The following is a 24,512-nucleotide window of genomic DNA, read 5'->3' as shown; positions in this document are numbered from 1 at the left end:
TATGCATAAATCTAGTCCGCATCGCAACCAGCGTCTTGCCGATCAAATTCAGCGAGACCTGGCTGAGCTTATTCCTCGTGAATTACGTAGTCCGAGTTTGGGATTGATTACCTTACAGAGTATCGAGCTCACTCCTGATTTGGCGCACGCTAAAGTATTTTTTACTGTTCTAGGCGCTGAACCTGAACATGCCTTGAAGGCGCTTCAAGAAAAGGCGGGCTACTTACATTCCTTGTTATTTAAGCGCTTGCATATTCACACCGTACCTACTTTGCATTTTCACTATGACAGCTCTGTTGAGCATGGCATAGAAATGTCTCGATTGATCGATCAAGCCGTAGAGAGCGATCACAAAGACGAGACTAAGTAATTCACATGTCTACACGAATTGACGGCGTAGTGCTTCTTGATAAACCGGCTGGAATGAGTTCACAGGGTGCGGTTACTGCTATCAAGCGTGCTTTCAACGCTGATAAGGCTGGTCATACTGGTACTTTAGATCCAATGGCCACAGGTTTACTACCAATCTGTTTGGGTGAGGCTACAAAATATTCGCAAGATTTGCTTGAAGCCGATAAAACTTATATTGCTCGTGTGAAATTTGGATCTCGTACAGATACTGGTGATGCAGAGGGCGTCATTATTGAAGAATTGCCTCTACCAGTATTAGCGTCTGATGCGGAAATCAAAGCTGCTCTAGATGCATTACTTCCTAAATTCACTGGAGCTATTTCACAAGTGCCTCCAATGTATTCTGCGCTTAAACGCGATGGGAAGCCTTTGTATGAGTATGCCCGTGCTGGTCTTGAGCTAGAGCGTACTCCGCGAGATATCATCATTCACTCTATTCGCTGGACAGATATTGCATGGCCTGAGGCAACTCTGGAAGTTAGCTGTAGCAAGGGAACTTATATTCGCGTATTGGCTGAAGATTTAGGCAATGCCCTCGGTTGTGGTGCTCACCTCGTTGGTCTGCGCCGTACTGAAGTCGGACATCTCAATTTAGAGCAGTCATTTACGATTGAGTCGATTCAAAGTGGCTTGCAAAACAGCTCTGATTTTATTTTGCCGGTTGATGCACTCTTGCAAACATTGCCTCACCTAACGGTTGACGAGCAACAAGCAAAGCGTTTAGAGATGGGGCAACGCGTTCCACTGAATTTACCTCCCATTGAAGCATTAGTACGCATATATCGCGCTACTGCAGCTCCCCATAACTTTATAGGTACTGCTGATTGGCGTTCAGGGGTTTTGCATCCCAAGCGTTTGATTTCACAGACACATTAATTAATTTTTTTTTACTTATTTTTAACTTTAGAAGCTTCACATGACTAAACGCGCACTTCGTAACATCGCCATCATCGCCCACGTTGACCACGGTAAAACCACCTTGGTTGACCAACTCTTGCGCCAATCTGGCACATTTCGCTCCAATGAAAAAGTGACCGAACGCGTTATGGACTCAAACGACTTGGAAAAAGAGCGCGGTATTACTATTTTGTCCAAGAACTGTGCTGTGGAGTACGACGGCACGCACATCAATATCGTGGATACCCCGGGACATGCAGACTTTGGTGGTGAAGTGGAACGCGTACTCTCGATGGTGGATGGTGTATTGCTCCTTGTAGATGCAGTTGAAGGCCCAATGCCACAAACCCGTTTCGTAACCAAGAAGGCCTTGGCTTTGGGATTAAAGCCCATTGTGGTGATTAATAAAGTTGACCGCCCAGGCGCTCGTACTGATTATGTAATCAATGCTACTTTTGAATTATTTGACAAACTCGGCGCAACTGAAGAGCAATTAGATTTCCCTGTGGTCTACGCTTCAGGTTTGAATGGTTATGCTGGTTTAACCGATGATGTGCGCGAAGGTGATATGCGCCCGCTCTTCGACACTGTTTTGAAGCATGTTCCCGTGCGTGATGACAATCCCGAAGGTCCATTGCAATTACAAATTACTTCGATTGAGTACAGTACTTACGTCGGTAAGATTGGTGTTGGTCGTGTAAATCGTGGAACTGTTAAGCCTGGCATGGATGTGGTTTTTATGGATGGTCCTGACGGTGTGCAACGTAAAGGCCGCATTAATCAAGTCCTGAAATTCCGTGGTCTTGAGCGTGAGTTGGTTGATGAAGCGCAAGCAGGTGATATCGTTTTGGTAAACGGTATTGAAGATCTGGCTATTGGTACAACCATATGCTCCCCAGATGTTCCAGAGGCCTTGCCAATGCTCAAGATTGATGAACCTACTTTGACCATGAACTTTATGGTGAACACTAGCCCATTAGCCGGTCGTGAAGGTAAATTTGTTACTAGCCGACAGATTCGTGAACGTCTTGACCGCGAATTAAAGTCTAACATGGCTTTGCGCGTTAAGGATACTGACGATGACACCGTATTTGAGGTGTCAGGTCGTGGTGAATTGCATCTCACTATTTTGGTGGAAACTATGCGTCGTGAAGGTTACGAACTAGCAGTTTCTCGTCCACGCGTTGTTTTCCATGAAGAAAATGGCGTGAAGATGGAGCCATACGAGAACTTAACAGTTGACGTAGAGGACACGACTCAAGGCGCCGTTATGGAAGACTTGGGTAAGCGTAAAGGTGAATTACTTGATATGGTTAGCGACGGTAAAGGTCGTACACGTCTTGAATATCGTATTCCGGCGCGTGGCTTAATCGGCTTCCAAGGCGATTTCATGACAATGACCCGCGGCAATGGTTTGATGAGTCATACATTTGATTCCTATGCTCCAGCTAAAGACGGTATCTTGGGAGAGCGTCATAACGGAGTATTGATTAGCCAAGACGATGGTGAAGCAGTGGCATATGCTTTATGGAAGTTGCAAGATCGTGGCCGTATGTTTGTAAGTCCTGGAGATCCTTTGTATGAAGGCATGGTGATTGGCATTCATAGTCGTGATAACGATTTGGTTGTGAACCCAATTAAAGGAAAGCAATTAACTAACGTTCGCGCATCTGGTACTGATGAAGCAGTTCGCTTGGTTACTCCAATTGCGATGAACTTAGAATATGCGGTTGAGTTTATCGATGATGATGAATTGGTTGAAGTTACCCCGAAAAGTATTCGTATTCGTAAGCGCTATCTCAAGGAGCATGAGCGTAAAAAAGCATCACGCGAGTAAGTAACTTAAGCCTCAAATCAAAAGTCACCTCCGGGTGGCTTTTGTTCTTCATTGAAATCAAAAACTCTAAAAATATTAGCTAATTCCCATCTTTATGCTGCCATCTATAGAACAACGTCTTGCCCAAGAACTGTCTGCCAAACCCGCTCAAGTAGCCGCTGCAATAACTCTATTAGATGAGGGTGCGACCGTCCCTTTTATTGCGCGTTACCGTAAGGAAGTAACAGGTGGATTGGATGATGCGCAGTTACGTTTATTGGAGGAGCGTTTAACTTACCTCAGAGAGTTAGAGGATCGCCGGAAAACCATTGTTACCTCAATAGAAGAGCAGGGCAAGATGACGCCAGAGTTGCTGAAGGCAATTATGTTGGCCGAAGATAAGACTCGCTTAGAAGATTTATATCTTCCCTATAAGCCAAAGCGCCGAACAAAAGCACAAATCGCAGTAGAGGCTGGCTTGGAGCCCTTGGCAAACGACTTGCTCAATAATCCAAAGCTAGATCCCGAAGTAGAGGCTACCAAATATTTCAAGGAAGCTTTTCAGATTGATGGGGTAGATAATGCTGGAGTTCCGGACATTAAATCAGCGCTTGAAGGCGCCCGTCAGATCTTAATGGAGCGCTTTGCTGAAGATGCCTCCTTGGTTCAGTCATTGCGAGAATATATGCAAGATCATGGCGTGGTTGAGTCCAAGGTAATCGCAGGAAAAGAACAGGAGGGCGAAAAGTTCTCTGATTATTTTGATTACTTAGAACCGATTAAAGCCATTCCGTCGCACCGCGCTCTAGCTTTATTTAGAGGTCGTCGCGAGCAGATTTTGATGGTTAACTTGCGTCTAGATACTGAAGAAGAGAAGCCTAAATGGGACGCCCCTCACAATCCCTGTGAAAACCGAATTGCCAATCATTTCAATATTAAAAATGAAGGTCGACCAGCTGACACATGGTTGCGTGATACCGTTCGCTGGACATGGCGTGTGAAGTGTTCTTTGCATTTGGAGTCAGAGTTGATGACTGCAATGCGTGAGCGCTCAGAAACTGAGGCGATAAATGTTTTTGCTCGAAATCTTAAAGACCTTTTATTAGCAGCTCCAGCAGGCCCAAGAGTCACCATTGGTCTAGATCCTGGCATGCGTACAGGCGTCAAGGTTGCTGTGGTGGATGCGACCGGCAAAGTGGTTGATACCGATGTGATTTATCCGCATCAACCTAAAAATGATTGGGCTGGATCCTTGATTACTTTGGCTAAATTGGCTGAAAAACATCATGCGTCACTAATATCGATCGGCAATGGAACTGCTTCTCGTGAAACCGATAAATTGGCGCAGGACCTTATTAAAGCGAAACCAGAACTTGGGCTCACTAAGATTGTTGTATCTGAAGCAGGTGCATCTGTTTATTCCGCCTCAGAATACGCTTCAAAAGAATTGCCAGGCATGGATGTTTCCTTACGAGGCGCAGTTTCGATTGCTAGAAGATTGCAAGATCCCTTAGCAGAGTTGGTGAAGATAGATCCCAAGTCAATTGGTGTTGGTCAATATCAGCACGATGTGATGCAAACTCAATTAGCAAAGTCATTGCTTGCGGTAGTTGAGGATTGCGTGAATGCTGTCGGAGTAGATGTGAATACTGCCTCAGCACCTCTATTGGCAAGGGTATCGGGATTGAGTTCGACTGTGGCTGAAGGTATCGTTGCTTACAGAGATAGTAAGGGTGCTTTTAAATCGAGAGCAGAGCTTAAGAGCGTGCCACGCTTAGGTGACAAAACATACGAACAAGCCGCCGGCTTTTTACGCATCATGAATGGAGACGATCCCTTGGATGCGTCCGCGGTACACCCTGAATCCTATCCTTTAGTGGAGAAAATTCTGAAGGATATTAAAAAGGGTGTGAAAGAGGTGATTGGGGATGCTAACTTACTCAAATCTCTCTCGCCAGAGAAGTATGTTGATCAACAGTTTGGCTTACCAACTGTTACTGACATCATCAAGGAGCTTGAGAAACCTGGTCGTGATCCTCGACCAGAATTTACAACCGCCACCTTTAAAGAAGGTGTAGAAAAAATTAGCGACCTAAAGGTTGATATGGTTCTAGAGGGTGTAGTTACAAACGTAGCGGCCTTTGGTGCCTTTGTAGATATCGGTGTTCATCAGGATGGCTTGGTGCATATCTCGGCTTTATCCAATACTTTTGTAAAAGATCCTCATAGCGTAGTAAAGGCAGGTCAGGTTGTGAAGGTAAAAGTACTAGAGGTAGATGAAAAGCGAAAGCGGATAGCGCTGACCATGCGTCTAAGCGATGAATCACCTAAGCCTGGGCCTAGAAATGAGCAAAGAGTGCCCCATGGAGCCAAACCGTCGGAATCCAGAAAGGCACCAGAGGAAAGACGCACAGCACCCCCAATGAATAATGCAATGGCTGCCGCATTTAGTAAGCTTAAAAAATAGCAGGTTATTTTTGGAATTTCTAGCACTTATAGTGTAATTTCTCTAAACTATGTTTTTGCTTGTTTAATCACGAAAGGCTCGGAATCCTGTGAAAATGTCTCAATCAATTTTCCGCATTGCAGCAATTTCGCTGTGTGCATTTGGTGTTGGTGTTTCTGCTGTAAAAGCTGCAGATTTTCCTGGGGATCGCCCAATTACATTAGTGGTGCCTTTTTCTGCTGGTGGTCCAACCGATAAAGTAGCGCGTGAGCTAGCCCTAGCAATGGGTAAGCAACTTAAGGGTCAGGTGATTGTTGATAACAGCCCCGGCGCTGGCGGTACCATTGCTGCGAAGCGCGTAATTAACTCTAAGAATGATGGATATACATTGCTTATTCATCATATTGGCATGTCTACTGCACCTGCTTTGTATAAGAACTTGGGCTTTGATCCTTTGAATGATTATGAGTACGTGGGTCAGGTTGCTGACGTGCCAATGGTATTAGTTGGCAATAAGGATTTGCCTCCTAAGAATTATCAAGAGCTTCTTCCTTACATGAAAGCAAACGTGAGCAAGATTGCATATGCCAATGCTGGCGTAGGTTCAGCTAGTCACCTTTGTGGTTTGCTCTTTATGAGTCGTATTCAATTAGATTTAACGACTGTTCCCTACAAAGGAACGGCGCCTGCATTAACTGATTTAATTGGTGGACAAGTTCAATTGATGTGTGATCAGACAACTAATCTTTCTGGTCAACTGGCAACAAATGCTGTGAAGCCTTATGGCACAACCACCATGCAACGCATCAAGGCTTTCGATAAGATCCCAACTCTGAACGAGCAGGGCCTAAAGAACTTTGAAGTGAAGGTTTGGCATGGTGTTTATGCTCCAAAAGGTACGCCTAAGCCAGAAATGGATAAGTTGGCTAAAGCTTTACAAGGTGCTATTCAAGACCCGCTGTACAAGCAGCATATGGCTGAATTAGGGGTGGAAATTCCTTCGCAAGCTAACGCAACTCCTGAGGGTCTGAAAAAACACCTAAAGGCCCAGATAGATTTGTGGACTCCAATTATTAAGTCTGCAGGTGTTTACGCAGATTAATAAATTTAAGTAATCTTTACCCAAACAAAGAACCGCCTTCGGGCGGTTTTTTCATTTCAACAAGATGGATATTAGGAGTTAATGGGTAGCACTGTAACCGCTACATTGAGTGTATGGTCAGCGCCACCATGGATCACTCCTCTAATTGGTGAAACATCTGAAAAGTCTCGTCCTTCCGCTAGGTGAACGTAGTCTTCGCCTGGGGTGCCGTAGCCCCAGCGATTATTGGTTGGATCGAGGTCACACCAAACTCCATGACCTAGTTGGCTATTTTCATTGAGACTTGGTACATAAACAGATACCCAGGCATGCGAAGCATCTCCGCCAATGAGTCTTGCCTGTCCAGGGGGTGGATTAGTGAGAATATAGCCGCTGATATATTTAGCAGGCAACCCAATGCTGCGTAAAGAGGCAATCAGAATATGCGCAAAGTCCTGACATACGCCTTGTCTCTTGTTTAATGCCTCTATTGCTGGCGTGCTGATATCCGTACTTTTGCTGACGTAGTGAAACTCGCTATAAATTCGCCTCATCAAATCAATTGCGGCATCTAACAAAGGTCTACCTGAGGTAAAGTTTGCACGCGCAAATTCTGCAAATTCAGGCCGCAAGGTAATGAAAGGCGAGGGAAATAGAAATTCTGAGGCAGCGTCCCACTTGGTGTTTGAGTGATAACGAAAATATTCACGCACCAATTCCCAAGCAGGGGTGTCTAGGGGTTTTGGCCCATAAACAGTGCTGGAGGTTTCAATTAGGGATTTGGCAGTAATTAATAATTCGCTATGTCTGCTTTGTAGAGAAAAGAAGGTGCACACATTTCCATAGCTATCTTTATTTTCTTCGCTCCATGCAGGCTTGGGATCAACATAAATTTCGGTATTAAGAACCGTTTGTGTTTCAGTGTTTGCGGGCTTGAGGTGGGCAAAGTGCTGGGCTATCTCGACATTAGGGTCGTAGGTGTAGTGGGTATCGTGTGTGATCTCAAGTAGCATATTAAGCTTATTGCATTTGAATGCTGTATTCGTTTGAGTGGATCAAATTAAAATAGCGAGCGCTAATTTCATCTGATACATTCCAAGCAGATTGCGAGCAGTTGCGTAAACAGTCTCTAAGATTTGAATACGATCCAGAATTATCTGCGCTAGAAAGGGCGTAGAGATCATAATCCAGTAAATTAACTACGCTACGTGTCAGTTCATTTGGGTTATCTCGCTCCGTGCCGGCTAGCTTAGAAAGCCGTGCTCGAAGCGCCTTACTGACCCATGCAAGGGAGCGCGGGTTCTCATCATCCATGACCAATAAGCTAACCAAAGGCACCATCTCACGACTTTGTTGATGCTGGGCATGGAATGTAATCGTGCTATCAAATAAATTTAGTAGAGCAATATAACCAGAGCTATCTTCACTAGGATTATTTAACAGTCCAGCATCAATCGCAGAATCCAAAACATTCGTCAGAAAAGCAAGTCTCTCTATGTGCCTTCCAATTGAAAGCAATTGCCAGCCATCATCTCGGGTCATGCGATCCGTTTGCGCGCCAGTGATAGCTGCCAAACAACTGCTTGCACCATCCAATGCATCAATTGCAAGGGATGAGGAAAAATCTTGGAATGTATTTGCTTTATCGCAATCAGCTTGAAATTGCTCTATGCAATGATTAATGGTGCTCCATTGTTCTGTCGATAATCTCTCTCTCACATTAGAAGCTGTCCGCTTCATTGCCTTTAGGTTAAATCCAACACTGGTCACATTTTCACTTGCATTGAGTGAATGAATTAAAGTGCGTTCAAAAATTCGATGACGAACATCTTCTTGATCATAGTTGCTTGGCACGCCTTCAGGAACAAGCCCGTAGAAGTGACAGAGATTTTCTAGCCATACCCAAAGTGGACGAGAAGGGGTGTATTCGCTATTAATTTTTTCAAGGTATAACTTAGCTAAACGCAGAATGTTTTCACTTCGCTCTGTGTATCGACCAAACCAATATAGATTTTCTGCGGCTCTACTGGTTACAAGGCGCTTACGCATTAGCTTTTCTGGGGCTTGTACAGCCGGCTGTTTTTGTTGTCCTTGTTCCTTGGTGGTCGCGATATTTTGTACCCATACATCGGCACTACTGCCTCCCCGTTGCATGGATGCAATTCCTGAGTCTGCGCCCGCAATTCGTGCAAGGCCACCAGGCAAGACTTGCCAGCTATTGGGACCATCACTCAGTGCAAATACTCGCAACATATATGAGTGGGGTTCAATTAAACTTGGGTCATTGAGGGTTGATGATGTGAGCCAAGTTGGCATCTGAGCCAAGGGTATATAGGTTTGAACTGTATGTTCATCGGGCTGACGTGTAATTCGTCCAACCCATTCATCTAACTGGGCTTGGTTTAATTCTCCACCCAAAACAGATTCATAGCTCTGATGCCCTGAATCAGGAGGGTAGGTTGGCTTGATAGCGCTATGACTTAAATTGGGAATAGCAGCCTCTAGTGCAGCGCGTTCACCGCACCACCAAGTGTCCATTGCTGGAAGTTGGATTTTTTCATTAAGCAATCTTTCACTAATGGCGGGTAAGAAGCCTAATAGAGCAGGGGATTCTAAAAAAGCGGATCCAGGCGCATTGGCTAGTATGACATTCCCCGCTCTAATAGATTGCAATAAACCAGGTATTCCTAGGGTGGAATCAGAGCGTAATTCAAGCGGATCTAGGAACTCATCATCTAAACGCTTTAGCAGGATATGAACGGGTTCTAATCCGCGCACTGTTTTTAGAAATAGATGCTGATCTCGAACCGTTAAATCACCACCCTCTACTAAAGTCAATCCAAGGTAGCGAGCAAGATAGGCATGCTCGAAATATGTTTCGTTATATGGCCCAGGAGTTAGAAGAGCAATATGGGCATTCATGCCAGCGGGGCTCTCATGCTTTAAGGCATCTATCAAGCTCCTATAAGAATTGGCTAAAGGAGCGATGTGCATCTGATCATAAGCTTGTGGAAATTGCCTTGCAATTAGGTTGCGGTTTTCCAGCAGGTAACCCAATCCTGAAGGTGCTTGAGTGCGTTGTGATAATACTGACCATGATCCACTAGGCGCTCTGGCTAAGTCAAAAGCCATAATATGGAGATGTTTATTACTAGTAAGTTTTATGCCATGCATGGATCGTAAATAACCTGGATGCCCATGAATTAATGCGGGCGGAATAAAACCTTCTTTTAGTAAATTTTGGGGCCCATAAATATCCGTCATGATGGCTTCTAAGAGCTTAGCTCGCTGCAAGACTCCAGCTTGAATTTCTTGCCAAGATTCTGGGCTAATAATCAGTGGAAATAAATCTACAGACCATGGTCGCTGAGGTCCGAATTCGTCTGCATAGACGTTATAGGTAATTCCGTTATCACGAATTTGCCTATTTAATTCTTGAGTACGCTGATCAAGATCGCTTAACCCCGATGTGCCGAGCGCTTCAAAAAAGGTTTTCCACTGCGGCAGTAAAGAAACAGAGTTGCCACGCAATTCATCAAAATGCCCAATTGACGCCTTTGGGGAAAGGCGAGCAATTTCTTCCGTTAGAGAAGAGTTGGCTATAGCTTTCAATGGGTCGGCTTGAGAAGGTTCCACAAGCTATTGTCTCATCGCCGCATATCTAACGTAAATGGGAATTCCCTGCTGGCTGGTAGATCAATGTTCGCTCGAATGCCTTCTATAAATCCTGGGGTATGACCCATCCGGAAAAAGCGCGAGAGACGACGACTTTCTGCCTCATAAGCGTTGATGGGGAAGTTGTCGTAATTCCGGCCACCTGGGTGAGCAACGTGATATTGGCAACCACCGACAGAGCGTTTCATCCAGGTATCAATAACATCAAATACAAGCGGGGCATGAATGCCAATACTGGGATGCAAGCTGGAAGGGGGATTCCAAGCCTTATAGCGGACACCAGCAACATATTCACCGGCAATGCCTGTAGGCTGTAATGGTAAGGGTTCGCCATTGCAGGTAATGGTGTAGCGACTTTGGTTTAGCCCAGTAACGCGAACCTCAATACGCTCTAAAGATGAATCAACATAACGTGCTGTGCCGCCAGCAGCGCTTTCTTCCCCCATGACATGCCAAGGCTCTAGTGCATTTCGCAGGGTAATCTCTGTGCCCATAGCCTGTACTTGACCTATTAGTGGGAAGCGGAACTCAAAGTGTGGTGCAAACCATTCAGGCTTAAAATCGTAACCATGCTGCTGCATTTCTTCAATTACATCATCAAAATCCATCTTAATGAATGTAGGCAATAAGCAGCGATCATGAAGCTCGGTTCCCCAGCGAGTCATAGGGGCGTTATAGGGCTCATTCCAGAAACGCGCTATCAATGCCCGAATTAATAATTGTTGAACAATACTCATTTGAGCGTGCGGAGGCATTTCAAAAGCGCGTAGCTCTAACAAACCGAGCCTACCAGTTTGGCTGTCAGGAGAGTACATTTTGTCGATGCAAAATTCACTACGGTGTGTGTTGCCAGTAACATCAATCAAAATATTGCGTAAGGTTCTGTCAACTAGCCATGGCGGCATGCTTTGACCATACTTCTTGCGATTTTCCTGAATTTCTTTTAGGGCAATTTCTAATTCGTATACCTGATCGTTACGAGCTTCATCAACTCGAGGTGCTTGGCTGGTTGGGCCAATGAACATCCCGCTAAATAAATAGCTCAGGCTTGGATGGTTGTGCCAATACAAAATTAAGCTTGCTAGCAACTCTGGTCTACGTAAGAAGGGGCTATCTATTGGCGTGGCGCCACCCATCACAAAATGGTTTCCACCCCCTGTGCCCGTGTGACGACCATCTGCCATAAACTTTTCTGCAGAAAGGCGAGATTCAAATGCTGCTTGATATAAAAATTCGGTATGCTGGACCAATTCATCCCAGCTGTGTGCCGGATGAATATTCACCTCAATTACGCCAGGATCTGGAGTGACTTGTAATAGCTTTAATCTTGGATCGCGTGGTGGAGGGTAGCCCTCTAAAACGATTTGGAACTTTAAGTCTTCCGCAGTTGCTTCCACCGCGCTCAATAAATTTAGATAGTCTTCTAAACGTGCAAGAGGTGGCATAAATACATACAGGACACCTGACTTGCCACCATGTTCATTTTCCGCTTTAGGTCCATTAGAGCGCATTGGATCGCGAGTCTCGACGCACATTGCTGTTCTAGTAATCCATGCAGCAGATTCTTGACGCTGTGGATATTTTACTTCTTGTGATTGGCTCCAAATTGTCTTGCGAGCACTTGCGGACTCATTCTTAATGGGTTTTTGTTGATGAGATACTGATGAATGAGTCCTAAGTGCTGGCCTTGGCGCAAATGGATCTTGCTCTATTAGGTAGGGATAGTCGGCCTTGCTGGTCCAAGGTAGCGAATCAAGCGGTAGGCGATAGCCCATTGGAGAGTCGCCTGGCAGGAGGTAAAGGCGATCATCACGATATAGCCAGGGACCAGTTTTCCAGTTGGTGTCAAAGTAGTTTTGCCCTTGATCGGCTTCAATTGGGAGGACATATCCAATGACAGAGTCGAGTTTTTGTGTGAAGACCCGCTTTAAACGAGTGCGCTCCATCTCATCATCTAAGTTAGATTCAAATGGATCCACATTAACTGGTAGTTTGGATTCGCGCCAGAGGTAATAAAACACATCTTCATAGGCTGGCTCGATAAATTTATCCGCAAGACCCAATTTTTTAGAAAGTGTATAAACAAATTTTTCGGCATCTTTGCTGGTGTAATTGGCGGGCTTGCGCTCATCTGCAAACAAACTCGGATTTTTCCATATAGGCTGTCCGTCAGCTCGCCAGTAAATAGATAAAGCCCAACGGGGCAATTGCTCACCTGGATACCACTTTCCCTGCCCAAAGTGTAAAAAGCCGCCATCGCCGTACTCCTTGCGAAGTTTCTCTACTAAATCCGTTGCATATCCACGTTTGGTGGGTCCTAATGCATCGACATTCCATTCACGCTCATCACGTCCATTTACGGAAACAAAGGTTGGCTCACCACCCATAGTCAATCTAACGTCATTGGCTACAAGTTGCTCGTCTACTCGATGACCAAGATCAACAATGGCTTGCCATTGTTCTTCTGTGTAAGGTTTGGTGACGCGTGGTGCTTCATAAATACGCGTTACTTCCATGCTGTGTGAGAATTTCACTTCACATTTATCAACACCACCTTCAATTGGCGCTGCTCCTGATGGCTCAGGAGTACAGGCAACAGGTATATGACCCTCACCAGCAAATAGTCCTGAGGTAGGATCTAAGCCAATCCAACCGGCACCCGGTAAATATACCTCGCACCAAGCATGGAGATCAGTGAAATCGACTTCAGTACCGCTGGGACCATCAAGTGCCTTCACATCTGGCTTAAGCTGTATGAGGTAACCCGATACAAAACGTGAAGCTAATCCGCAGAGTCGCAGAATATTCACCATGAGCCATGCGGAATCTCGGCATGAACCGCTTTTAAGTTTAAGCGTCTCGTCAGGAGTTTGAACCCCGGGCTCCATGCGAATGGTGTAGTCGATATCTTGATGAATTTTTTGGTTAAGAGCGACCAGAAAATCAATGGTTCGCATTTTGTTGCGATTGACTGTTTTGAAGTATCTATTTAATCCATCGGCACGCTTTTTTCCTAAATAAGGGCGCAACTCTTTCTTAAGGTCATAGTTATAGGAAAACGGATAGTTTTCTGCGTCGGGTTCTAGAAAAAAGTCGAATGGGTTGTATACCGCCATTTCCGTAACAAGATCAACCGTTACCTTGAAGCGCGTTGTTTTCTCAGGAAACACTAGACGAGCTTGATAGTTCGCGAACGGATCTTGTTGCCAATTTATAAAGTGACCTTCGGGCTCAACTTTCAATGAATAGGAAAGAATGTGGCTTCGACAATGAGGCGCAGGACGTAGACGTATGACCTGTGGCCCAAGCTTAACTGGGCGGTCATATTCATATTCGGTAACGTGGTGTAGGGCGGCGTGTATGGACATAGGCAAAGTCTAGAAGTTCACATAGCACACACCCTTTTGCGGCGCACAAATATAGTGCGCAAGTCTGTCAAACGCCCAAAAAAGGGTATTTCAGGTCAAAAAACGTGCATTGCTGTTCTCAAGGGCATTGCAGAAGGAATAAGTTGTAGATGAGCCCAAAGAAAGCAGAAAACCAAGCTATGGGATTACCTTTTAGGAGGAAGCATGTACGTTTATGTCACTCGAAATATCATCGCTCGTATGCGTTGCAATGATGGCACGGATAAAGGTTGTAAGCCTCTAAACCCCGGTAAATATGAGGCAAACAAAACCAATGACGGTGCATTGGAAATTCTGCAAGAGGCTGGTGAACCTCTTTATCTATTGCCTTTTATCTGGTGGGAAAAAATGGAGATAGGCGATATTTTGATTGCTGCTTAATTAAATCACCTAGCTTACCTCAGGATAATCCAAAAGGAATATGAATTACCAATACATCAAAACAGATCAAGTTCTGTAGGCTAAAGAGAGCATAAAATAGTCGTCTTCAATCATTGAAGTTTCATGGCTATGCAAATTAACTCAGAAGGAGTTTCTGCTTCGCGGGTCTATTTACCTGCTGATCAAACTCATTCAAATTTGCTAAGCTTTTTTACTTCTCAATTTCCTCACATTGAGACTGGTGAGTGGGTTAAGCGTTTTGATGAAGGTCTTGTAATGGATCGAGAGGGCCATTCCCTATCCGCGAACGATGCTTATCGACCTAATACACATTTGTTGTATTTCAGGCGTTTAGATCGTGAGCCAGAAATTCCTTTTGAGGAGCAGATCCTTTATCAAGACGGTCATATTTTGGTCGCAGATAAACCGCATTTCTTACCCGTAACACCAACTGGACTTTACTTGCATCAAACATTGCTGAATCGACTGAAGAAAAAAACAGGGCTTTCTTCATTAAGTCCAATTCATCGCATCGATCGTGACACTGCCGGGCTTGTAATCTTTTCTATCAATCCAACTGAGCGGGCTCGATATCAAAACTTATTTAGAGATAGGGCAGTCAAGAAGGTCTATGAAGCAATTGCACCCTACAAAAAGAAGGTTGCAGATCAACTGCCTTTAATCTATCGAAGCAGGTTGGAAGAGTCTGAGCACTTTTTACAGATGACTGAAGTAGATGGAAATCCTAATGCAGATACCTTGATAGAGCTGATAGAACACCAAGGCGCCTGGGCTAAATATCAATTAACCCCAGGGAGTGGTAAAAAGCACCAACTGCGGTGTCATTTAAATGCATTAGGAATTCCGATTCAGAACGACCAAATTTACCCAGTTTTGACCCCATATCAGGAGTATGACTTGGATTTCACTAAGCCTTTGCAATTATTGGCTAAGGAGATTGCGTTCCAAGATCCTGTTACTGGCGAATCGAGGCAATTTAAGAGTCGCCAAAAATTGAATTTTGAGATTTAAGGTCCAGGCTGAAAGTATCTTGAAGATTTGTGACTGAGAGCGACTCCAATAAAGTTCAAATACTCAACAGATTAATTTGACTTAAATCAAGCTTGATAGAGTGCTCGTCTGTGAGCAGGAGTATCCTGAACAAAGTAGTCATTACTCATAAAAGGGAGCAATATGTCATTAAATCATGCAGTTATTTGGATCGACCATCAAGAGGCACATGTGATGTTTTTAAATGCTGATGCTAGTGAAGCCGAAGTAATTAAAAGCAAGACTACACATTCTCACTTGCATCACAAGGGTGGGGCAGTGGGTAGTGGAAAGCTGGCTCTAGATTCTAAGTATCTGCATTCCGTCATTCAGGCAGTAAAAGAATCAAAAGAAATTCTGATACTAGGTCCTGGTTCAGCAAAATTGGAGCTTATAAAGCATGCACACCATCATGATGCACAAATTGCTGAAAAAATTGTTGGTGTCGAAACAGTTGATCATCCAAGCGATAAAGAAATTCTTGCTTATGCACGAAAGTTTTTCTATAAAGTTGATCAGATGCTGTAATTAGAGGGAGCTCAAATGAGTAAAGAAAATAAAGAAGCCTTAGGTCCTGATGGATTGCCGAGCCATGATTATTTCTTGGATGCAGTCAACCATATTGACGAGGCAGTAGCCGCAAATACGATTGCGATTGGCGCTGCTAAAGGAATTATCTTTAGTTTGGTTGAGACTTTGGGTGCAATGGTGGGAGATCCCGATCTTCCAAATCATTTGAAGTCTGGATATATGGGCGCCTTAGATCTTGCTGTTGAGTTGGAAGCTAAGCTGGCCAAGCATCGTTAGAAGATAAAAGTCGTGCAGAAAGCCCTCATCAGAGATGTTGAGGGCTTCTTTTTTGGCGCCCTTGTTTTGGTAGGTGTTTAGGGTTAGGATTTACAAAAGCTCGTTCGTCAAGATGGATTATTTTTAAATTTCAGCCAGCAAAAGGCTCTGCAATTGAATACAGATATAAGTCAAGTGCTTCTCCGCGAGCGCTATGCCGCTGGAAAGCTTAGAGATGGTAGAGAGTATCCTGCCGTTGATGAACTAAAGCCACTTAGCTTATTAAACGCAAGTATTCCTACCCTGTTTCAATATACGGGTAGAGATGAGTTGATGCCACCACCAGAGAGATCTCGTCCAAGAAAAGAAATTCAAGCCGCCACTCTAATAAGAGCGATTCAAGCAAAAACTTATTGGGAAGAGGAGTGGATTAGTTTTTGGAGAGATCACTTCTCAGTTTATGGATATGAGCAAAATGTTGGCGCCTTCTTGCCTCACTGGGAAAACGAGGTAATTCGTAAAAATGCATTTGGTAATTTTCGGCAATTTTTAGAGGCTACCGCCACCCACCCATGCATGCTGTACTACCTCAATAACAAAAGTTCCCGTGCAGGTAGTGCCAATGAAAATTACGCTAGAGAATTATTTGAATTACACACTCTAGGCCGAGACGCGTATTTAAATAATCTTTATGCGCAGTGGCGTGAAGTGCCTGGTGCTCTGCAAGGTAAGCCCAAAGGCTATATAGATCAGGATGTATATGAGGCCGCAAGGGCATTTACAGGATGGACAATAGAGGACGGCACAGGAATTGGTGGGGGTCAAAACTTACCTAAAACTGGTCAGTTCATCTATCTTGAGTCATGGCACGACAATTATCAGAAAAGAATTCTGGCAACAGAATTTGATCCATATAGCGGTCCAATGAAAGATGGTAAGAAGGTATTGGATTTGTGCGCATATCATCCTGCTACCGCACGTCACTTGATGCGTAAGTTGATTAAGCGCATGATTCATGATCAACCTTCAGAGAAGATGATCCAAAGCGCACAAGCTGTATTTACTGAAAATCGTCATGCGCCCAATCAATTAAGTCTGCTGTCTAAGCATATTGCTAAGTTAGCATCGTCCATTCCTAAAGAGGAGAGGCAAAAGGTAAAGAAGCCAATGCGGCTTGCAGCCACCTTTATCAATGCGATCAATTTGTCTTTTGATATTTCAGAGGGAAAAATAATGGGTCAAATTGATTCGGCGGGGCCTGCATTATATGGCTGGGTTTCGCCTGAGGGGCCTCCAGATGGTTTGCAGTGGAATCTGTCTGCTGGTTACCTCAGACAAAGAATGACTTTAATTCAAGGTATTGCTGAAAACTGGTGGGGTACTGGTGAATGGGATCCATTTAAAAAAGTTGCTCCAGGTTCTACATATATTCAATTCCTTTCCAGTTGGGAGATCCCGCTATTTGGACAACCTAGACCTGAGCTATCGCAAGCACTCCTACGCTCACAAAACTTGACGGGTTCAGAGCGCTTGGGTGATATGAAGATGGCCAGAAAAATGGTTGGTTATTTGGGTTGTGCACCTTCATTTCAAACTGAGGCGATCGATCCAGATTTATCTGCTGGGGAGCGTGCATGAGCTTTGACAATATCAGTCGGCGCGAATTCTTAAAGATTGGTGTTGCCACTTCACTTGCTGGCATTAGTGATCTTGGCTTTGCGCAGGTTCAAAAAAAATCTAATGGTGGGTTGGTGGCTCCGCAAATGTCACACCCATTTATTGTGGTATTTCTTCGTGGAGGCGCCGATGGATTAGCCATTCTGTCTCCACTCAATGATGAGAATTTTATTGCTGCTCGTCCTCCTGAAATGCGTTTTGCAATCGATGCCAGCAGTGGAAGAGTGGAAACAGCAAATGTAAGCCTTTATTGGCATCCCGAAGCATCACCATTAGCAGGTCTTTTCTCAGAGAGAAAATTGATGGTGTGGAATGCCATTGGCATAACAGATGAAACCCGCTCTCACTTTGAAGCTCAAGAAATGATGGAGCGGGGCTTGAAGTCGCTTAATTCCCTGCCGGATGACTTAGGCTGGATGGCAAGACAAGTTGTTAACAAAACTCGCTTTCAGTCGAATTCCATTCCCTTATTTGCAGGGAATAATAATGCTCCGCGATCTATGCAAGGTGCTCATCGTGCGATAGCAGTTCGTGATATTCAAGGGGGAATTTCTTTGCCTAATGGGGTAAATGGATTCAATGCCCTTAGCGCTTTATGTAATGCTGATGGAAATGCTATTGCCTCTCCTTGGATCAAAGATCACCTCAGTAACTTAGATTTCATCAATCAGACGATTGGTAAGGGTAATGGCAAAACATTGCCCTATGAAACTTCTGGAAAAATTTCCTATCCCAATGCAGATCCTGGAGTCGGTTTACGTTCAGTTGCTAGATTGATAGATGCCAATGTCGGTCTTCAATACGCCTGGGTTGATCAGTCTGGCTGGGATACCCATGAAAATCAGCCCGGTAGACTGAATGGGCAAATTAAAAATTTGAGCAATAGCCTAGCTGCATTTGCTCAAGATATGGAGAGAAAAAATCAGTCATACACATTGGTTGTAATGACAGAATTTGGTAGACGCTTGCGTTCTAATCGAAGCAACGGCACTGACCATGGCCATGGTTCATTTGGGTTAATCATGGGAAGTCATGTTCCTGGTGGTCAAGCATTAGGTCAGTGGCCCGGTCTAAGCACAGGTGCATTGGATAGAGGTGTTGATTTGGCTGTGACTACAGACTATCAACAGTTTCTGAATCAGGCTTTTAAATATCAAAAGACATAGGGCAATTAGCAATCCGCAAAACAAACTAAAATATTAGTAATTCATTATTAATACGAAGTGTCTGTGGAAAATAAGAGTAAGAAGAGGCTGGCCGTTGCTCCCATGATGGAATGGACAGATCGCCATTGCCGATCTTTTCATCGCACTTTGACAAAAGAGGCGGTTCTTTATACTGAGATGGTGACAACGGGCGCATTGATTCATGGCGACGTACCACGCCACTTAGATTATTCACAAGATCAACATCCCGTAGTTCTGCAATTAGGGGGATCCGAGCCTTCGGATTTAGCAAAATCAGCTGAATTAGCGCAGCAATGGGGCTACGATGAAATTGATCTCAATTGTGGATGCCCTTCCGAAAGAGTGCAACGTGGCGCGTTTGGCGCTTGCTTAATGGCTGAACCAGCATTGGTTGCTGACTGTGTCAAGGCAATGAGAGGTGCAGTAGATATTCCTATTTCAGTGAAGCATCGCCTTGGATTGGATTCTATGAATGCATCTAATTCAGAATCCGATTATCAATTTGCACTTAATTTTATTTTGGCAGTCGCAGATGCTGGAGCAAGTCAAGTTACTATTCATGCACGTAATGCTGTGCTTAAAGGGCTTTCACCAAAAGAAAATCGTAGTAAGCCACCATTGCGTTATGAGGTTGCCGCTAGGCTGAGGTTAGATGCCCAGAAGGATTTCCCAAATTTAAAAGTGCTTCTAAATGGCGGTCTTGAAACCAATGAACAAATTGCAGGCTACTGGGACCAATTTGATGGTTTTATGGTTGGAAGGGCGGCTTACCATTTTCCAGCGATGCTTCTTGGTTGGGATGACTTGATTGATACCAATGGCGAGGCAGCAGGTTATCTTTTTAGTGAAACAGAATGGCAACGCATTCAAATTGCATTGGTTAAACAAGTTCAAGCTTGGTTTGATGAATGTCAGGTCAGAGATAAACCGTTTTATATCGGCGCATTCACTAGACATATATTGGGTCTAGCTCATGGTAGAGCGGGGGCTCGATATTGGCGTCAACGTCTCTCGGACCACCATGCCTTGGCTAAGGTTCAAAGTAAGGCAGCAATTGCTGATTTTTTCCTGGAAGCCAGTTTAAGCCTTGGGGATTGGGCTGCTTTTGAGATTGAAGGCGTCTAGAAGTGTGTTTTTGACAGGGATTTGAGCAAAAAGCTATAATGTCACCTCTACAACGGCGGACGTAGCTCAGTTGGTAGAGTCCCAGATTGTGATTCTGGTTGTCGCGGGTTCGAGCCCCGTCGTTCGCCCCAAAATAACCATTAAAAGCTCCATTAAGGGGCTTTTTTTGTTGGAACAATCAAGATGAAGAAATTTGATATCTACCAAATTCTTTTTGGTCTAGCGCTTAGTGTGATAGCTCTATTTTTTATGCTTCGACCTTCTCCAAGTAAAAGCGCGCCTACTTCATCCATTCCCAAAATTCAGATCGGTAATTTAATCTGGGATCAAACCGAAATGAATATCGCTGATGTAAAAGTATTTGCCACCGCAACAGGTTTTGTGAGTGCCGCTGAAAAGAAGGGCGGAGGATTATCTTACGAATCGGGTTTTGTTCAAAAACCTGGCTGGACTTGGCGAACTCCTTATGGTGTAACTGCTCAAGATGGTGAACCAGCTGTTCACTTAAATCAAAAAGAAGCTGAGTCAATCTGTCGCTATTACGGAAAGCGCTTGCCAACTGATGCTGAGTGGACAAATGCCGCTTTCTTGGAACAAAGATCAACACCTTCGGTTGGATATGTTCAGGGCCAGCGCTACCCTTATCCTGGCGGCAACACTCCAACTGTCTCTCACTGCTTGAAAGGCTGTGGTGACTATAAGGGTTTGGCTCCAGCTGGCGTATTAAATCGCGGTACAGGACATGTAATCACTGGAAGTACAAAGCCGGGTGTGAATGGGATGTTTGACATGGGCGGTAATGTTTGGGAGTGGACTGCCACTGAGCGTAATGGTGGATATATCACCCGTGGTGCCTCATGGTGGTATGGACCAGAACGGCAGCAGGAGTCTGATGTGGAGTCTAAGCCTGGTGACATTGCTGTGGTTTACATCGGATTTAGATGTGTTGCCGATGCCGTGAAACAATAGAGAATGACTAATCTCGTAGTAGATTCTTCTGAAATAGAAATTACCCCTGATTATCAGGCGGTCATCGAGGCTATAGAGCGACACGACCCCTATATTTTTGTCAGCGGTAAAGCTGGCACAGGCAAAACCACATTAATTGGATATTTACGCGAGAGCATTCCTGGCAATGTAGTCGTAGTTGCGCCTACAGGTGTTGCTGCCTTGCAAGTAAATGGGGTGACGATCCATTCATTTTTTCGTTTGCCGCCACGCTTAATTTTTCCTGAGGAAGATATCAAGCCACTTCGAGATAAGCGTCTCTATAAAGATATTAGATTGCTCATTATTGATGAGATCTCGATGGTTCGCGCTGATGTAGTGGATGCTATGGATTTATTCTTACGTGAGAACGGACCGCAAAAAGGTAAACCATTTGGTGGCATTCAGGTGATGTTTGTCGGGGATTTATTTCAATTGCCTCCTGTAGTTTCGAGCTCAGATATGCAAGTCTTGTCTGACCGTGGGTATGAAGGTCCATATTTCTTTTGTGCAATGGCTCTTCATCGCAAAGAAGTAACAATGGTGGAGCTCTCAAAAATATTTCGCCAAAAAGATGAGCACTTTGCTGGCTTACTCAATCGAATTCGTATTAATCATGATGTAGATGAGGTGATTGATACATTAAACGCGCAATGTTATCAACGAGATGCCGTTGCAGATGAGCAGACGATTACTCTAACGACCACTAACGCACGAGCAGATCAAATTAACGGTGCAGGATTGAGAGCGATTGATGCCGAGGGCAAGGTCTACACAGGAAAAACGACAGGCAAATTTAATATTGATGAACGTAATTTACCTTCGCCAAATAATTTAGTTTTAAAGGTTGGCGCTAAGGTAATGTTTACAGCAACTGATCCCGGTTTTCCTAAGCGCTGGGTAAATGGCACGATTGGTATCGTCCGTGAATTATTGCCAGACAAAGTAAAGGTGATGGTTCAAAATGGGCCTTATGCCAACACGGTTGAGGTAGTAGGTCATCAGTGGGAATCCTATCGCTATGATCACGACATGATGTCAGGGAAAATTTCTCCAAGCATCATTGGTACATATGTTCAGATTCCGCTGATGTTGGCTTGGGCTGTCACCATTCATAAGAGCCAAGGAAAGACGCTTGATAAAGTGAAAATTGATCTTTCATCTGGCGCATTTGCTTCAGGGCAGGTTTATGTTGCGTTGAGTAGATGTAAAACAATCGAAGGCATCTCTTTACAAAGGCCGATTGAACCTAGGGATGTGAGTTGTGACCAAGAAATTAAGCGGTTTTATCTAAATTGCTTACCTAATAAAAAATAGCGTTTTATGCGTCATTGACTAAGTTTCAAGTATGTAATAACATTGTTATTACTATGAATAAAAATCCGAAAGCTCCTTTTGCAGTCAATAAGTCCTTGCAAACAATGATTAGAGCAATCGGCAACTCCAGGGGTGTGGTTATTCCGAAGATTATTCTTGAGCAGTCTGGAATTGAGGAGGTTGTAGATATGACTGTTGTTGATGACAAAATCATTCTAAGTAAACCAAAGAATATGGTGAGGGATGGTTGGGCGCAAGACGCCCAAAATCTTGCAAAAGCAGGTGAAGATAAATTGCTTCTCGGAGATTTTTCTAATGAAGATGATGGGGATTGGGTTTGGTAAGGAGCATTGTTTCTCGAGGCGAGATCTGGCTCATTAATTTAGATCCAACAATCGGTAGTGAAATAAAAAAGACTAGACCTTGTATTGTTGTTTCTCCGCAAGAATTAAACGATTATTTACGCACAGTTATTGTCGCACCCATGACCACCAAAGGTAGGGTGGCTGGCTTTCGGGTTCCAATAACGCATGATGGTAAAAAGGGGCTCATTCTTTTAGATCAAATTAGATCCGTTGACAAGGCCCGGCTGGTCAAAAAGATAGGTAAATGCAATCCAAGGACATTATCCGTAAGTCTTGCGGTTCTGCAGGAAGCTTTTGCAATCTAATTGTTAAAACCCAGCCGCTAATCCATCTCTACGGTGGTCGCTGCCAGCAATGTAGGCAGAGTTAGCATCATCATCTATTTTGGCTATTGCTTGTGCGCTACCAAAATCTAAGCTGTTGGCGGGCTGTACTGCTACCTCGTGACCCAGTGCTCTTAATCCTTCTACTACGCTAGCTGGCATCGCTGCTTCTACCGTCAGCTTTCCTAAATCATCAATACGCCAACGTGGCGCATCAGAGCATGATTGAGGGTTTAGGTACTCATCGATAAATCGCATAACAAATTGGATATGACCTTGTGGTTGCATGTTTCCACCCATCACCCCAAATGCCATGATTGGCTTGTTATCTTTGGTGAGGAATGCAGGAAGAATAGTATGAAAAGGGCGTTTACCTGGAGCAACTTGATTGGGATGTCCATTCTCCAATCTAAAGCTCATACCTCTGTTGTGAAAGGCTATTCCACCTGGTGCAACTACGCCGGAACCAAAACCTTTGAAATTCGATTGAATATAAGAAACCATCATGCCGGATTCATCAGCTGCACAAAGGTAGACCGTTCCTCCAGAATGCGGGTCTCCAGCGCTATAGCTGCCTGCTTTTTGGTGATCAATCATCGCTGCGCGACGGGCTAAATACTCTCGATTCAATAGGGCATCTGGTTGCATCTTCATTGAGCTAGCATCAGACACATAGGCGTAGGCATCTGCGAATGCCATGCGCATTGCTTCTATTTGTAGATGTATTCGTTGCGCGGAGTTAGCTGGATATTGCTTTACATTGGCCGCTTGCAAAATGCCCAAGGCTATTTGTGCTGCAATACCGGAACCATTTGGTGGAATTTCATGGAGAGTGTATTCACCATAATCAAATGCAAGTGGGTTAACCCATTCTGGCTGATTGTTAGCAAAATCCTGCATGGTGAAGCAACCGCCAGTAGCTTGAGAAAATTCCACCATGCTTTTTGCTAGCGACCCTTTATAAAAAGATTCACCTTCAGTGGCGGCAATTTCTTTCAGTGTTTTAGCTTGTGCTGGGTACTTCCAAATTTGACCTGCTTGGGGGGCTTTACCATCGATAAGAAATGATTCGGAAAAGCCTGGTTGATTTTTTAGAATGGGAATGGCCTCGCGCCACTGACGCGCAATAACGGGAGAAACGGGGAAGCCATTTTCCGCGTAATCAATTGCACGCTTAAATAGTTGGGAGAAAGGTAATCTGCCGAACTTTCGAGAGAGTTCAATCCATCCCGATACCATGCCGGGGACGGTGACAGTATTCCATCCAATTAAATCCATAGCTGATTTGCCTGAAAAGTATTCTGGGGTCCATGCAGCAGGCGCACGACCTGATGCATTTAGACCATGTAGTTTTTTGCCATCCCAAAGAATTGCAAAACCATCTCCGCCTAAACCATTCATCGTAGGCTCAACAACAGTCAGCGTAATGGCGGTTGCTAAAGCGGCATCTATAGCATTGCCACCGCTTTGAAGAGCTTCAATTCCTGCTTGAGTAGCTAGTGGTTGAGAGCTTGCAACTGTATTTCTAGCAAGAACTGGGGCGCGGCCACCGCCATATGGAGGAGAAATCAACATGGATAA

Annotated in this window: 20 protein-coding genes and 1 tRNA gene; 17 read left to right on the top strand and 4 right to left on the bottom strand. The window is 44.4% G+C overall.

Annotation, left to right across the window (positions count from 1 at the left end; all coding sequences use genetic code 11):
* The first annotated feature begins 1 nt into the window (after position 1).
* The 5 genes from rbfA (at position 2) to FD973_RS06945 (ending at position 6,672) form a co-directional block, all read left to right on the top strand.
* A complete protein-coding gene (gene rbfA / locus FD973_RS06965) occupies positions 2-370 on the top strand; it encodes a 30S ribosome-binding factor RbfA (protein ID WP_215322622.1) in 369 nt (122 codons plus the stop codon).
* Positions 371-375: 5 nt separating this feature from the next.
* Entirely contained in the window at positions 376-1,287 is a 912-nt protein-coding gene (truB, locus tag FD973_RS06960) for a tRNA pseudouridine(55) synthase TruB (RefSeq protein WP_215322620.1), read from the top strand.
* Positions 1,288-1,327: 40 nt separating this feature from the next.
* Positions 1,328-3,145 (top strand): translational GTPase TypA, encoded by a 1,818-nt coding sequence (typA, locus tag FD973_RS06955; RefSeq protein ID WP_215322616.1) that lies wholly within the window; start codon positions 1,328-1,330, stop codon positions 3,143-3,145.
* A 94-nt stretch (positions 3,146-3,239) separates the two neighbouring features.
* The gene (locus tag FD973_RS06950) at positions 3,240-5,591 is read left to right on the top strand and encodes a Tex family protein (RefSeq protein WP_215322611.1); all 2,352 of its coding nucleotides are present in this window, start codon (positions 3,240-3,242) and stop codon (positions 5,589-5,591) included.
* Positions 5,592-5,685: 94 nt separating this feature from the next.
* Complete coding sequence (locus tag FD973_RS06945) at positions 5,686-6,672, top strand: tripartite tricarboxylate transporter substrate-binding protein (protein ID WP_215322609.1); 987 nt, start codon at positions 5,686-5,688, stop codon at positions 6,670-6,672.
* 71 nt (positions 6,673-6,743) lie between these two features.
* Here the strand turns inward: FD973_RS06945 and FD973_RS06940 are convergent, their stop codons facing one another.
* Genes FD973_RS06940 through FD973_RS06930 form a run of 3 tightly spaced genes read right to left on the bottom strand, consistent with a single transcriptional unit; the run spans position 6,744 to position 13,694 of the window.
* Positions 6,744-7,664, bottom strand: a complete 921-nt coding sequence (locus tag FD973_RS06940) for a transglutaminase family protein (protein ID WP_215322608.1) — start codon at positions 7,662-7,664, stop codon at positions 6,744-6,746.
* A gap of 7 nt (positions 7,665-7,671) precedes the next feature.
* Entirely contained in the window at positions 7,672-10,287 is a 2,616-nt protein-coding gene (locus FD973_RS06935; RefSeq protein ID WP_215322607.1) for a circularly permuted type 2 ATP-grasp protein, read from the bottom strand.
* Positions 10,288-10,298: 11 nt separating this feature from the next.
* On the bottom strand, positions 10,299-13,694 hold the full coding sequence (locus FD973_RS06930; protein ID WP_215322605.1) for a DUF2126 domain-containing protein: 3,396 nt from the start codon (positions 13,692-13,694) through the stop codon (positions 10,299-10,301).
* 204 nt (positions 13,695-13,898) lie between these two features.
* Between FD973_RS06930 and FD973_RS06925 the strand changes: the two genes are divergently transcribed.
* The 12 genes from FD973_RS06925 to FD973_RS06870 all read left to right on the top strand — a co-directional run bounded on the left by FD973_RS06925 (position 13,899) and on the right by FD973_RS06870 (position 22,913).
* Positions 13,899-14,114, top strand: coding sequence for a hypothetical protein (locus FD973_RS06925; protein WP_215322600.1), 216 nt, complete (start codon positions 13,899-13,901; stop codon positions 14,112-14,114).
* Positions 14,115-14,237: 123 nt separating this feature from the next.
* Entirely contained in the window at positions 14,238-15,146 is a 909-nt protein-coding gene (locus FD973_RS06920) for a pseudouridine synthase (RefSeq protein WP_251368744.1), read from the top strand.
* Positions 15,147-15,308: 162 nt separating this feature from the next.
* On the top strand, positions 15,309-15,692 hold the full coding sequence (locus FD973_RS06915; protein ID WP_215322599.1) for a translational machinery protein: 384 nt from the start codon (positions 15,309-15,311) through the stop codon (positions 15,690-15,692).
* A gap of 15 nt (positions 15,693-15,707) precedes the next feature.
* Positions 15,708-15,971 carry a hypothetical protein gene (locus FD973_RS06910; RefSeq protein ID WP_215322598.1) on the top strand — a complete coding sequence of 88 codons (264 nt, stop codon included), beginning with the start codon at positions 15,708-15,710 and terminating at the stop codon, positions 15,969-15,971.
* 153 nt (positions 15,972-16,124) lie between these two features.
* The gene (locus FD973_RS06905) at positions 16,125-17,588 is read left to right on the top strand and encodes a DUF1800 family protein (RefSeq protein WP_215322597.1); all 1,464 of its coding nucleotides are present in this window, start codon (positions 16,125-16,127) and stop codon (positions 17,586-17,588) included.
* Complete coding sequence (locus FD973_RS06900; protein ID WP_215322596.1) at positions 17,585-18,793, top strand: DUF1501 domain-containing protein; 1,209 nt, start codon at positions 17,585-17,587, stop codon at positions 18,791-18,793. Before FD973_RS06905 ends, FD973_RS06900 begins: the two co-directional genes overlap by 4 nt.
* A 57-nt stretch (positions 18,794-18,850) precedes the next feature.
* Positions 18,851-19,939: a tRNA dihydrouridine(20/20a) synthase DusA gene (gene dusA, locus FD973_RS06895; protein WP_215322595.1), complete on the top strand. Its 1,089-nt coding sequence runs from the start codon at positions 18,851-18,853 to the stop codon at positions 19,937-19,939.
* Between the two features lie 55 nt (positions 19,940-19,994).
* Positions 19,995-20,070, top strand: a tRNA-His gene (locus FD973_RS06890).
* A 52-nt stretch (positions 20,071-20,122) separates the two neighbouring features.
* A complete protein-coding gene (locus tag FD973_RS06885) occupies positions 20,123-20,908 on the top strand; it encodes an SUMF1/EgtB/PvdO family nonheme iron enzyme (RefSeq protein ID WP_215322594.1) in 786 nt (261 codons plus the stop codon).
* A 3-nt stretch (positions 20,909-20,911) separates the two neighbouring features.
* Positions 20,912-22,243 (top strand): ATP-dependent RecD-like DNA helicase, encoded by a 1,332-nt coding sequence (locus FD973_RS11115; RefSeq protein ID WP_215322593.1) that lies wholly within the window; start codon positions 20,912-20,914, stop codon positions 22,241-22,243.
* A 53-nt stretch (positions 22,244-22,296) separates the two neighbouring features.
* Positions 22,297-22,587 carry an AbrB/MazE/SpoVT family DNA-binding domain-containing protein gene (locus tag FD973_RS06875; RefSeq protein ID WP_251368742.1) on the top strand — a complete coding sequence of 97 codons (291 nt, stop codon included), beginning with the start codon at positions 22,297-22,299 and terminating at the stop codon, positions 22,585-22,587.
* A 5-nt stretch (positions 22,588-22,592) separates the two neighbouring features.
* On the top strand, positions 22,593-22,913 hold the full coding sequence (locus FD973_RS06870) for a type II toxin-antitoxin system PemK/MazF family toxin (RefSeq protein ID WP_215324744.1): 321 nt from the start codon (positions 22,593-22,595) through the stop codon (positions 22,911-22,913).
* Positions 22,914-22,916: 3 nt separating this feature from the next.
* Here the strand turns inward: FD973_RS06870 and FD973_RS06865 are convergent, their stop codons facing one another.
* On the bottom strand, positions 22,917-24,506 hold the full coding sequence (locus FD973_RS06865; RefSeq protein WP_215322592.1) for a gamma-glutamyltransferase family protein: 1,590 nt from the start codon (positions 24,504-24,506) through the stop codon (positions 22,917-22,919).
* Positions 24,507-24,512: the final 6 nt, after the last annotated feature.

The organism is Polynucleobacter sp. MWH-Braz-FAM2G (assembly GCF_018687635.1).
Taxonomy (GTDB): domain Bacteria; phylum Pseudomonadota; class Gammaproteobacteria; order Burkholderiales; family Burkholderiaceae; genus Polynucleobacter.
This window is presented reverse-complemented; position numbering and strand designations above follow the sequence as displayed.

What these genes read in the sequence shown, in the direction of transcription:
- FD973_RS06925 (WP_215322600.1), top strand. Translation starts at nt 13,899, where the DNA reads ATGTACGTTTATGTCACTCGAAATATCATCGCTCGTATGCGTTGCAAT.
- FD973_RS06930 (WP_215322605.1), bottom strand. Translation starts at nt 13,694, where the DNA reads ATGTCCATACACGCCGCCCTACACCACGTTACCGAATATGAATATGAC.
- FD973_RS11115 (WP_215322593.1), top strand. Translation starts at nt 20,912, where the DNA reads ATGACTAATCTCGTAGTAGATTCTTCTGAAATAGAAATTACCCCTGAT.
- FD973_RS06920 (WP_251368744.1), top strand. Translation starts at nt 14,238, where the DNA reads ATGGCTATGCAAATTAACTCAGAAGGAGTTTCTGCTTCGCGGGTCTAT.
- FD973_RS06875 (WP_251368742.1), top strand. Translation starts at nt 22,297, where the DNA reads ATGAATAAAAATCCGAAAGCTCCTTTTGCAGTCAATAAGTCCTTGCAA.
- FD973_RS06865 (WP_215322592.1), bottom strand. Translation starts at nt 24,506, where the DNA reads ATGTTGATTTCTCCTCCATATGGCGGTGGCCGCGCCCCAGTTCTTGCT.
- FD973_RS06900 (WP_215322596.1), top strand. Translation starts at nt 17,585, where the DNA reads ATGAGCTTTGACAATATCAGTCGGCGCGAATTCTTAAAGATTGGTGTT.
- rbfA (WP_215322622.1), top strand. Translation starts at nt 2, where the DNA reads ATGCATAAATCTAGTCCGCATCGCAACCAGCGTCTTGCCGATCAAATT.
- FD973_RS06945 (WP_215322609.1), top strand. Translation starts at nt 5,686, where the DNA reads ATGTCTCAATCAATTTTCCGCATTGCAGCAATTTCGCTGTGTGCATTT.
- FD973_RS06885 (WP_215322594.1), top strand. Translation starts at nt 20,123, where the DNA reads ATGAAGAAATTTGATATCTACCAAATTCTTTTTGGTCTAGCGCTTAGT.
- FD973_RS06940 (WP_215322608.1), bottom strand. Translation starts at nt 7,664, where the DNA reads ATGCTACTTGAGATCACACACGATACCCACTACACCTACGACCCTAAT.
- FD973_RS06915 (WP_215322599.1), top strand. Translation starts at nt 15,309, where the DNA reads ATGTCATTAAATCATGCAGTTATTTGGATCGACCATCAAGAGGCACAT.
- FD973_RS06950 (WP_215322611.1), top strand. Translation starts at nt 3,240, where the DNA reads ATGCTGCCATCTATAGAACAACGTCTTGCCCAAGAACTGTCTGCCAAA.
- FD973_RS06910 (WP_215322598.1), top strand. Translation starts at nt 15,708, where the DNA reads ATGAGTAAAGAAAATAAAGAAGCCTTAGGTCCTGATGGATTGCCGAGC.
- typA (WP_215322616.1), top strand. Translation starts at nt 1,328, where the DNA reads ATGACTAAACGCGCACTTCGTAACATCGCCATCATCGCCCACGTTGAC.
- truB (WP_215322620.1), top strand. Translation starts at nt 376, where the DNA reads ATGTCTACACGAATTGACGGCGTAGTGCTTCTTGATAAACCGGCTGGA.